5 protein-coding genes are annotated in these 12,728 nt (G+C 31.5%); all 5 read left to right on the top strand.

All coding sequences use genetic code 11. From position 1 onward, the window contains the following. The first annotated feature begins 198 nt into the window (after positions 1 to 198). The 5 genes from EI427_RS10890 to EI427_RS10855 all read left to right on the top strand — a co-directional run bounded on the left by EI427_RS10890 (position 199) and on the right by EI427_RS10855 (position 12,646). On the top strand, positions 199 to 3,174 hold the full coding sequence (locus EI427_RS10890) for a two-component regulator propeller domain-containing protein (protein WP_126614504.1): 2,976 nt from the start codon (positions 199 to 201) through the stop codon (positions 3,172 to 3,174). Positions 3,175 to 3,649: 475 nt separating this feature from the next. Beyond that, positions 3,650 to 3,853: a hypothetical protein gene (locus tag EI427_RS10885; RefSeq protein WP_170178445.1), complete on the top strand. Its 204-nt coding sequence runs from the start codon at positions 3,650 to 3,652 to the stop codon at positions 3,851 to 3,853. 170 nt (positions 3,854 to 4,023) lie between these two features. Next, entirely contained in the window at positions 4,024 to 6,006 is a 1,983-nt protein-coding gene (locus EI427_RS10880) for a cellulase family glycosylhydrolase (protein WP_126614500.1), read from the top strand. Positions 6,007 to 6,222: 216 nt separating this feature from the next. Continuing rightward, positions 6,223 to 9,528, top strand: coding sequence for a cellulase family glycosylhydrolase (locus tag EI427_RS26165; RefSeq protein WP_205727843.1), 3,306 nt, complete (start codon positions 6,223 to 6,225; stop codon positions 9,526 to 9,528). Positions 9,529 to 9,679: 151 nt separating this feature from the next. Beyond that, on the top strand, positions 9,680 to 12,646 hold the full coding sequence (locus EI427_RS10855) for a two-component regulator propeller domain-containing protein (protein ID WP_126614498.1): 2,967 nt from the start codon (positions 9,680 to 9,682) through the stop codon (positions 12,644 to 12,646). Positions 12,647 to 12,728: the final 82 nt, after the last annotated feature.

Raw genomic sequence — 12,728 nt, 5'->3', positions numbered from 1 at the left:
GGAAAACAATGCACTTAAAATAAACAGACTATGAATCGATTATTTTTTTTGATCATTCAAATGTTAATAATTAAGTAAATAAAAAAGAGTACATTAATTATATTTCCCGAAAGGCAACTTTATATAATAATTTGAATGGAAATATTTTCTCGTTAATTTTATTGTTTCTAACACCAGGAAATTTTAGAAAAACTTCTTATGATTAAGCAACTTACAATATTACTAACACTCCTATTAATGTCTATTGGAACATATGGACAGAAAAAGGAAATGCAATTCCAACATTTAAGAGAAGAGGATGGATTATCTCATGCTACGGTAACCTCTATTTTAGAAGATAATATGGGATTTATGTGGTTTGGTACCTTTAAAGGACTAAACAGATATGATGGTTATGAAATGAAAACTTACGCCTACAGTAGAGGTAAAAATACAGGCTTGAATGATGATATGATTTCATCATTAATTCAAGATCATAATGGTTTTATTTGGATTGGATATTTGAATAATGGGCTAAGTATTTTTGATCCTAAGACTGAAACTTTTCAACATTTTAAAGGTGGTGACGAGAACGAATTAATGGTACCGAGTGAGTCGGTAAATAAAATTTATGAAGACTCTGATAATAATGTTTGGGTTGTAACTAGTAACGGTATTTCTGTTATTTCCCCAAACCGTAAAAGAAGAGAGAAATACTATTATTCTACAACAGGTTTTTCTCAAATTAATGGCGAATCTATTTATGATGTAATAGAAGATAAATGGAACCGTATATGGTTAGCAACAGACAATAGGAAATTATGCGTTTATGATAAAAATACTAAGAAATTTTCTGAAGTAGAATATACAAACCGTCCTTTAATAAGTAGGGATGACAATGATAAGAAAAACCTTGAAATTTATAATGATACGCTTTTATATATAAGTAGTAATAATGGTGGTTTAGCAGAATATAATTTACTAACAGGTGACTATAATACGTATTTACATGGTGAAAAAGGAAAAGGCCCTTCTAGTAATAATATAAAAGCGTTAAAACAAGTAGACAATGAACTTTGGATTGCTACTGATGGAGCAGGTTTAGATATATTTAATGTAAAAACAAAAACATTCGAAAATTATACAAATACTCGTTTAGATCCAACATCCCTGTCTTCGGGAGTGGTTTGGTCATTATATCAAGATAGGCAAGACAATGTTTGGTTTGGTATTTATTTAGAAGGAGTTGATAAATACGATCCACGGAAAAACTTTTTTAGAGATATTACGAACTCTCCTTGTAATGAACAAACGCTACCAAATAAACCAGTTTTAGCATTGTATAATGATTCAAAAAATCGAACATGGGTAGGTACAGATTGGGGGGGACTGCAATTACAAGAAAAAGATGAAACACTTTTTAAACATTTTTCTATAGAGGGAGATGAGGTAAAAGAACCTGGTGCTTATGTAGTAAAAAGTATAGCAGAAGATCGTTTTGGTAACCTTTTGATTGGTACTTATAGTGAAGGTTTACAAGTTTATGATGTAAAGACTAGAAAAAGAACAGAAATAAAAAGAGGTGTTAAAGCTACAGACTTGCCAAGTAACCATGTTTGGGCAATTTTTACAGATTCAGAAGGTATTACATGGATTGGTACATTAGGTGGCGGAATTGCAAAATATGACCCCGTCACTAAATCAATAAAGAAATTAAAAATTGGGTACAATATAGGAAGCCAAGAACACATATATCATATTTTTGAAGATGCTCAAAATAATCTTTGGTTTAGTACTGATGGTGGCATAATGATCTATAATAGAAGGACTGATTCTTGGTCACCTAATCTATTAAATGATTTAATTGAGAAAGATCACAATTTTAACTATGTAAAAGGGGTCTATCAAGATAACCTTAGGCATATTTGGATAGCAACGGCAGCAGGCTTAATTAAATATTTACCTGAACGGAACGAATTTAAGATTTATAATCAGTCGGACGGAATTCCAGAATTACCACTACAAGCAATAACTGCAGATAATTATGGTAACCTGTTAGTAATATCTAAAAAATATGTTTCTCAATTTTCTTTAGCTACAGAAAAGGTCGTAAGCTTTTATGTTCCTAATAATTCATTTAACTATAATGCTTTAGTTAAGAAAGATAATGGAGAAATAATAGTGGGAGGCACTGATGGTATAACCGTTTTTAACCCTCAAAAGTTAAAAGAAAATTATACACAACCTCCTGTATATATCACTGATTTTGAAATTTTTAATAAGCAACAAACACCCTCAGATTCAAGTTCAGTAATAAAAGAATCAATTTCTACAGTACGCGAGATTAATTTAGATTACGATCAGTCTGTCATCAATTTTAAATATTGTGCAATAAATTTTACAGAAACTGAACGTAATAAGTATGCTTATAAATTAGAAGGATTTGATGAACAATGGAATTTTGTAGGTGACCGTAGAATTGCAACATATACTAACTTAGATCCAGGAAGGTATACTTTTAAAGTAAAAGCCTCTAATAATCATGGTGTTTGGAACAATGAAGGAGCAACAGTTACATTATTTATTGACGCTCCTTATTGGCAAACCACATGGTTTAGAGCATTACTGATTGCATTACTTTTAATAGTATTCTATTTTGCTCAGAAAGTGAGAATGCAAAATGTAAAAAGAAAATATGCTTTAAATAGTATTCAGGCTGAAAGAGAGAAGGTAGAAATTCAAAATCAAAATCTTGAAAAAGAATTAGATACAACAAAAAGTGAATTGGCAAATATTACAATTAGTCATTTACATAAAAACCAGAGTTTACAACAAATAAAACAAAAGCTTGAAGAAGCATCAGTTGGTTTAGCAAATAATGATAAGCGTAAAATAAAAAGGATTGTAAAAGATATAAATAAGGAAAGTGAAGATCATGATTACTGGGATAAATTTGAACATCAGTTTAATAAATCACATGATAACTTTCTTGATAGGTTTAAAATTGAGTATCCAGACTTAAGTAAAAGGGAATTAAGGATATGTGCCTACTTAAGAATGGATTTGGACAATCAAGAGATTGCAACATTAATGAATGTTAGTGTTAGAACCTTAGAAACATCAAGGTATAGAATAAGAAAAAAGATTGGTTTAGAAAACCGAAAGTCTTTAACTAAAATGATTACAAGGTTTTAACCGATAATAGTAATTGTTTATTATAAGCAAGAGCGATAGTAATTACACTAATTACTATCGCTCTTTTTGTTTTAAATAAAAAAACAATTTTATCTGTATTGTATCATTTAAAAAAAAATTCACAATACGTATTGTTTTAGTGTTGATTATTAGTTAGTTATAGATTGATGTTGTAATAATGTCGTGTTGTAAGTGTAAAAAAGTTACTTCTAAATTTTTGACTTTTTTATGATTCTCAATAACGTTGTAACATGGCAACAGCAAATATGAATTTATTGATTGCCTAACTATTGAATTACTATTAATTAAACTATTACAATAAAATAATTAATGAAAACAACTTTTTAAGACTTTCTGAAATTACTATAAAAGATAGGATCTGATTTTGGAGAGAATGCAATTTATATCTAAACAGCAAGCAAACTTTAACTACTATTTGTTCACTACTAAAATTTAATAGACAATGATTAATAAAATGATACTTTTCGTCGTACTAGGAATTTGTTCTCAAATAAAAGGTTATGCCCAAGTGGAAAGCTCTGAAAGCAATATACTTACTACAGATAATGCAGCATTGAGTTTTGATATAAATAAAATTGATGTTTTTTCATTTGATTTAATAAAGAAAAATGACGCTTTGTATACTGAAATATTCAGTGCCAAAGAAGATAAGATATAATATGCGATTGATTGGTAGTAAACTAACTAAAGCTAAGACTAAAACCAGACTAACAATTTAATTAGACAAAGCTGTCCAGAGCTGAAAAAAAATCAATATTGGAACTGAAGGTTATTATGATTTAGCTAAAAACTTTCAGCTCTTGGGCAGTTTCTAAAACAACTTTATTTATGTACAAATCTATTACTATTTTATTTTTAAGTATCCTTTTGAGCCATGGAGTAATGGCTCAATTAACTCCCTACGAAGCTGTAGAAGCTATTGGTAGAGGGATTAATTTAGGAAACACTTTAGATGCTCCTAAAGCAGAGGGTGATTGGGCTCCTAAAGCAGAAGAATATTATTTTGATGCTTACAAGGAGGCAGGTTTTCAATCTGTAAGAATTCCAATTACTTGGGATAACCGAGTGTCAAAAACAGCCCCTTATGATGTGGATGCCGATTTTATGAATCGTGTGGAAGAAGTTGTAGACTGGGGTTTAGAGAGAAATCTTGTAATTATTATTAATGTTCATCATGATGATTGGTTAAAAAATGATTACAGTGATGATAATATTGCTCGATTTGAAGCAATATGGACACAAATATCAGATCGTTTTCATACAAAATCAGATAGTTTATTATTTGAGCCATTAAATGAACCTCATGGTATGACAATAGCAGAAGCTGCAGATGCAAACAAAAGAGCTTTAGCTATCATACGTGAAAAAAACCCTACAAGAAATGTCATAATTTCGGGTAATGGATGGTCTGCTATTCAGGATTTACTAACTATGCCAGTTCCATCTGGTGATAGTCATCTTATTGGATACTTTCATACTTACGATCCATGGGATTTTTCATCAGCAGAGAAATCAAGAACTTGGGGTACAAAAAGTGATAAAGATTTCATTTCGAATGAATTTAAAAAGGCAAAAGATTGGAGTACACAAAATAGAATACCTGTTATCATAAGTGAATTTGGAGCTGTGCATAGTACAGATTTTAATTCAAGAATGAGACATTACGCTCACTTTGTAGAAGAATCTTTATCTAGAGGTATCTCATTCATGGCTTGGGATGATGGTGGATGGTATGAAATATATCAACGAAAAGCAAAAAAATGGCACGAAACAAAAGATATCTTAATCCATAATACCACTGAGACTGCTACTAATCTAGAATTGAGCATACAGAATGACTCTACAGTTTTAGTGGAATGGGAAAATAGAAATGATGCAACTTCAATGTTAAAGATTGAAAGAAAAGTAGAGGAGGAATTTGTAGTAATCGATTCTGTTGTTTCTACTGTTACATCATATTTAGATATCTCTACTACTCAAGGAAATAAATATCAATATAGAATCTCTCAAATTGTAGATGAGCAACTAATAATTTCTTATCCACAGAAAATAAATGTTTTAAATACTGAAAGAGGTTTTTATGGAGGAGTATTAATTGCTGTACCTGGAACTTTGGAAGCAGAAAACTATGATATTGGTGGAGAAGGATTTACTTTTTCTGATACAGAAGAACTAAATCAAGGAGGTGCTTACAGAACTGATGGTGTAGATATCGAAGAAATTACTGGTGGATATCAAGTCGGTTATGTAGAAAAAGGAGAGTGGTTAGAATATTCAGTTGATGTAAAAGAAACAGCTACTTATAAAATAACTGCCTTTATTGCAGCAATGGAAGCTGGTGGAGAAATGACTATCAAAAGTAGTTTAAATAGTAGAGAAGAAGCTGAATTCTCAATTCCATCAACAAAAAGTTGGACTGAACAAACGTCTGTAGAATCTAATTTGAAGTTAGAAGCTGGAGAACAAATACTTCGTCTTACTATTAATTCTCAACCAGCTTTTAATATTGACAAATTAAAGTTAGAAGTAACTACTGATGTTGACGTTCCACCATTAGCTTTAGAAGATGAGATATCTAATTTAATAGTGTATCCAAACCCATCAACGGGGAAATTTAATATAACAAAAGGTATTAAAATGAATCCAACTTTTGATATACAAGTATTAAATGCAATTGGTAATAATATAGCAACTTTTAGCTTAGATGTAAATCAAAAATCAATTGATATATCTAAATATCCAAAAGGAATTTATTTCTTAAAGTACTTCGATAATCAAGAAGTATTCTACAAGAAAATAATTAAAGAATAACATTATATAAGAGAGGAGTTATTATTAAATAGCTTCTCTCTATTAGTCTATAAAATGATTTTTAAACTTTTAAAAAACAAAACCAGAATTAAATAAAGAGACATTTTACCAGCATTTTATTAAGAATGTCCTCTCTTACAATCTATAACCAGCTTTTATTAAATATACATGGTACCCAATCATGTAACAGTATGAAATTTTAAATCAAGAAATGAAATGAAACTATTAAAACTATCTTTTTTATTGGGATGTATTTTTATGTTCTCTTTAGTGGGCACATCCTTAAAAACTAATGCACAAGTATCAAGTAATGGGTTACTACAGGTAAGTGGTAACAAAGTAGTAAATAGCAGTGGACAATCTGTGAGTTTTGCAGGTCCAAGTTTATTCTGGTCAAACAATGGCTGGGGTGGAGAAAAATATTATAATGCAGACGTTGTCGGCTGGGTAAAAAGCGACTGGAATGCGGGTATTATCCGTGCAGCAATGGGTGTTGAAGATGGCGGAGGCTACTTTGATGATGCTAGTGGGAATAAAGCACGTGTTGAAGCAGTTGTTAATGCAGCAGTTGCAAACGATATGTATGTTATTATTGATTGGCATTCACATCATGCAAATGAGCATGATTGGGCTCAAGCTTACAGCTTCTTCGAAGAAATGGCTCAAAAATATGGTCATTTACCAAACGTAATGTATGAGGTATTCAATGAACCTTTACAGGTTTCTTGGAGCCAAGGAATTAAGCCTTATGCAGAGTCTATGATTTCTGCAATTCGTAAGCATGATCCAGATAATATCGTGATTGTAGGTACACCTACATGGTCTCAAGATGTTGACCAAGCAGCAAACGATCCAATTAATCAGGCAAATGTAGCTTATACTTTACATTTTTATGCTGGATCTCACGGTCAAAGTTTAAGAGATAAAGCGAACTATGCTTTAAGTAAAGGCATTGCTCTTGTTGTAACAGAATGGGGTAGTGTTAATGCAGACGGTGATGGTGGCGTTAATTATGACGAAACTAATGCATGGGTAAACTGGATGAAACAAAATGGTATTAGCCATTGTAACTGGTCTATTAATGATAAGCCAGAAGGAGCATCAGCTCTTAACCCAGGTTCTTCAAGTAATGGAGGATGGGGTAGTTTAACTGCTTCAGGTTCTTTTGCAAAAGAAATTATGCAATCTTACAGTGGTAATGGTGGATCTGGAGATACAGGTGGATCTGATGAAGTAGAAGTAGGTCCTTGTGATGAGCTTACACTTCCAGGTAAACTTCAAGCAGAAGGTTATTGCCGTATGCAAGGTATTCAAACAGAATCAACATCTGATGCTGATGGTGGATCAAATGTTGGTTATATCGATGATGAAGATTGGTTAGAATATACAATTAATGTTCCTTCAGCAGGTACTTACGATGTAGAATTTAGAGTAGCTAGTGAAGGTGGAAATAATCAATTCCGTTTAGATCAAAATGAAGGTAATGATATTTTAGTTACAGTAAATGTTCCTTCTACTGGAGGGTGGCAAAACTGGCAAACAATAAATGCAACTGTAACTTTTAATACTGCTGGTGAGCAAGCTTTAGGTTTATATGCTATTACAGGCGGATTCAACTTGAATTGGATTAACTTTAATTCTCAAGACGTAGGATGTACTTCTACAGGTCTTCAATCTATTACATTAACTCCTTCAACTTCTTCAATAAAAGTTGGTGAAACAGTACAACTTTCTGCAAGTGGGAAAGATAACTGTGATAATGATATGGGTATTTCTCCATCATGGTCATCTAATGCTCCAAATGGTGTTTTTACAGCATATAACGAAGGTACTTCTACAGTAACAGTAACATCAAATGGTGTGTCAGCATCAGCTACAATTAACGTAACAAATGATGATGTTGTAACTGGAGATTATGCAGTATCATCAAATGGACGTTTACAAGTTAGTGGTAACCGTGTTAATAATAGAAATGGTCAATCAGTAAGTTTTGCTGGTAACAGCTTCTTCTGGTCAAACAATGGCTGGGGTGGAGAAAAATTCTACAATGCAGACGTTGTAAATTGGTTAAAATCTGATTGGAATTCAACAATCGTTCGTGCAGCAATGGGTGTTGAAGATCCAGGTGGATACTTAGATGATAGAGCTGGTAATAAAGCAAAAGTTGAAACAGTTGTAGATGCTGCAATTGCTGCAGACATGTATGTAATTATCGATTGGCATTCACATCATGCAGAAAATTATACAGGAGATGCTGTACAATTTTTTACAGAAATGGCACAAAAATATGGTAATAGCGATAATGTTATTTACGAAATTTATAATGAGCCACTTGCAGTATCTTGGAGCGGAACAATTAAACCTTACGCAGAACAAGTTATTAGTGCAATTAGAGCAGTAGACCCAGATAATTTAATTATTGTTGGTACACCTACATGGTCTCAAGATGTTGATCAAGCTGCTAATGATAGAATTAATGATAATAACGTTGCGTATACAATTCACTTCTATGCTGCAACTCATAAACAATCTTTAAGAGATAAAGCTGCTTATGCATTATCACAAGGAGTTGCTCTTTTTGCAACAGAATGGGGAACTGTAGAAGCAAGTGGTGACGGTGCTGTTGATTCTAATGAAACTTGGGCATGGGTTGATTTTATGAAAGCAAACGGCATCAGTCATTGTAACTGGTCTATAAATGAAAAAGCAGAAGGTGCTTCAGCATTAAATCCAGGAGCATCTGCAAATGGAGGATGGTCTAGTCTTACTTCATCAGGTAATTTAGTAAAGGAAATTATTCAATCTTACGGAACAATTGAGCCATGTACAGATTGTGATCCTTGTACGGATTGTGATCCAGACCCAACAGGAATTCGTTTAGAAGCAGAAGACTATACATTTATGTCTGGTGTTCAAGTAGAGAACTGTTCTGAAGGTGGACAAAATGTAGGTTATTTAGATGCAGGTGATTGGTTAGCATTCCACGATGTAAATATTCCAACAGCTGGCAATTATACAATTTCTTACCGTATTGCTTCTGCTGTAGGTGGAGGAAAAGTACAGTTAGAAGGCAATGAAGGACAAACTGTTTTTGGTAGTGTAGATGTACCAAATACTGGTGGATGGCAAAACTGGCAAACAGTATCACATTCAGCATATCTGAATGCTGGTAGCCAAGATTTTGGAGTTGGAATACCTTCAGGAGGTTATAATATCAATTATATCGAAATTTCATCATCATCTAACGGTAGAGTGTTGGGTACTTCAACATTATCTTTAGAAGAAGAAATTAATGTATTGACATATCCAAATCCAGCTTCTAATATGATTAATCTTTCAGGTTTATCAGAGAAATTCTCATCATTAACTTTATATAGTATTGATGGAAAACAGCATGGAGTTTATACAATTGAAGGATCAAATGTATTTAAGTTGAATGTTCAGTCTCTTCAAAAAGGAGTTTATTTATTACACTTAAAAGGGAATGATTTATCTAAATCAGTTCGCTTTATTAAGGAGTAATCGTTAATATAATTCTATTCTATTAGGGTGATTCTATTACAGAGTCACCCTTTTTTTATGTGTTCAGTTTGGTATTATCTTAGAATACTTATATATTCATTAAAAATCTACTATTTTTTATTTTTTAGATTAACTACTTTTTAACTATCGCATGAAAATAATTTATCAACTACTGTGCTTACTTCAATTATCTATTATTTCTTATTCACAAGAATTACAGTTTGACCATCTAACAGAAGAAGATGGACTTACTTATGCAACCGTAACCTCTGTTATTCAGGATGATAAAGGGTTTATGTGGTTTGCGTCTTTTAAAGGAGTATCTCGTTATGATGGATATGAAATGAAGACGTATTATTATGAGAAAGGAACAAATAGAGGTCCAAATGATAACCGAATATCATCGTTATTACAAGATAAAAAAGGTAATATATGGATGGGTTTATTAAATAATGGCTTAAGTATCTTCCATCCTGAAACAGATACATTCGAACATTTTTTTGGAGGAAAAGAAGACGAATTTATAGTACCAAGTTCTTCCGTAACAAAAATTTTCCAGGATAGTCAGAATGATATTTGGATTGGATCAAATTTCGGACTTTCAATAGTTTCAGAAGACCGAAGTAAAGTTCGAAAGTATTATCCTGAAGAAGGAAATAAGAATACTGTTAATGGAAAAGTGATTTCTGACATTGTTGAAGATAAGTGGAACAGAGTTTGGCTTGCTACTACTAACAGAAAACTTTGTGTTTACAATAAAAATAATGCTACATTTTCTGAAGTCGAATATACTAAAGAGGCATTATCAAACTTTGAAGACAATGAACATAAAAAGCTATTAATATATAATGATACTTTATTATTTATTGGTAGTGATAATGGAGGTATTTCAGAATATAATCTACTTACCGGCGAATTTAATACTTACTTAAAAAGTGGAGATAATAAAGGTCCAAGTTCTAACAGTATAAAAGATTTTGTACAAGTTGAAAATGAAATTTGGATTGGAACGGATGGAGCAGGTCTTGATGTTTTTAATGTAGAATCTAAGAGATTTACAAATTATACCAACTCTTTGCTGGATGCTAAGTCAATTTCTTCGGATGTGATTTGGACATTATATAAAGATAAACAAGAAAATATTTGGCTAGGTACTTATTTAAATGGAGTTGATAAATACGATTCAAATAAGAATGCCTTTAGACAAGTTAGCAGTAACCCATATAAACCTAAAAGTATTCCAAATAAGCCAGTACTTGCAATTTTTGAAGATAACGAAAAACGTACATGGGTAGGATCTGATTGGGGAGGATTACACCTTAGAGAAAATAATGAGAAGGAATATATTCATTATTCTAAAACAGGTAAGGTAGTACCAACTTTTGATAATGATGTTGTAAAATGTATCAGCCAAGATAGAACAGGAAATCTTTTAGTAGGTACTTATCTTAAAGGTTTGAGAATATATGATTTTAAAAAACAGAAGTATTTTAACATTAGAAAGACAGAAAATAACAACCTTATTCCAAATAATAATGTTTGGACCATGTTGACGGATAGTAAAGGCGTAACATGGTTAGGATTTTTAGGAGGAGGAATAGCTACTTATAACCCCGAAACAAAAACTTGCCATAATGTTTCAATCGATATTAAGAATAGAGGCCAGTTTTATGTTTTTAATATTTATGAGGATAGAAATAATAATATTTGGGCAAGTACAGATGGTGGAATCTTAATGTACGATAGAAGAAAAGATAAATGGCATACTGATTTACTTTCTGATTTAATAAAACAAGATCATAATTTCAATTATGTCAAATCAGTTTGCGAAGATAACTACAGACATATTTGGATAGCTACAGGTGCTGGATTAGTAAAGTATCAACCTGAAAGTAAAGAATTTTTTGTTTTTAATTTAAAGAATGATATTCCAGAATTACCAATTTTAAATTTAATAAAAGATAATCAGGGTGATTTAGTAATAACATCTAAAAAATATATCTCAAAATTTGATGTAGAAACTAATAGTGTAATGAGCTTTCATACAGATGGAAATTCATACAATCATAGTGCAATTTACAAGAATCAAAAAGGAGAGATTGAAGTTGGAGGCATCAGAGGAATAACAATTTTTAATCCTAATGATTTAAAGAAAAATATTGTTCCACCCGCTATTTATATTACGGGTTTAGAGGTTTTTAATAAATTACAATCACCTACTGATTCTAATTCTGTATTGCGTAAAGAAGTTTGGGCTACTGATGAAATAGAATTAGCGTATGATCAATCTGTTGTTAATTTTAATTTTAGTGCAATAAATTATACAGAGACAGATAGAAATAAGTATGCATATATGCTAGAGGGTTTTGATACGGATTGGATTTATGAAGATAAACGCAGATCTGCTACTTACACTAACCTAGATCCGGGTAATTATAAATTTCATGTAAAAGCATCTAACAATCATGGTGTTTGGAATAACGAAGGGGCTTCTGTTAAAGTAGTAGTTTCTTCACCTTTTTGGGAAACTGTTTGGTTTAAGGTGTTACTATTTTTAATATTTATTACAGCTCTTTATTTTCTTCAGAAAGTAAGAATCTCTTTACTAAAAAGACGATATGCCTTAGAAGTTATTAAGTCAGAAAGAGAAAAAATGAAGGTTCGAAATGAGAATTTAGTTAAAGAATTAGATCTTACTAAAGATGAACTAGCTTCAATTACAATGAATCATCTCCATAAAAATCAAAGTTTACAACAGGTAACACAGAAACTAGAAGAGGTGTCTCAGGGTGTAGGAAGTAATGAACAGAGAAAAATTAGAGGTATTATAAAAGACCTAAATAAAGAAAATGATGATCATGATTATTGGGATAAGTTTGAACACCAGTTTAATAAATCTCATAATAATTTTTTAGAGAAATTAAAAGATACCTATCCAGATTTAAGTAAAAGAGAACTTAGATTATGTGCCTATTTAAAAATGGATTTAGGAAACCAAGAAATAGCTACTTTAATGAATGTTAGTTTGAGAACATTAGAAACGTCTCGCTACAGAATAAGAAAGAAAGTAGGATTAGAAAATCGAAAATCATTAACCAAAATGATCACTAGATTTTAAGATTTTAAATTATGAAATGATTGAATTATAAAAAGATTACTCAGTTTGGGTAATCTTTTTTTATATTCTTAGCTACCTTTAA

This window comes from Flammeovirga pectinis (assembly GCF_003970675.1).
Taxonomy (GTDB): Bacteria; Bacteroidota; Bacteroidia; order Cytophagales; family Flammeovirgaceae; genus Flammeovirga; species Flammeovirga pectinis.
The sequence above is the reverse complement of the archived record's forward strand: the minus strand, read 5'-3'. Positions and strand labels throughout refer to the sequence as shown.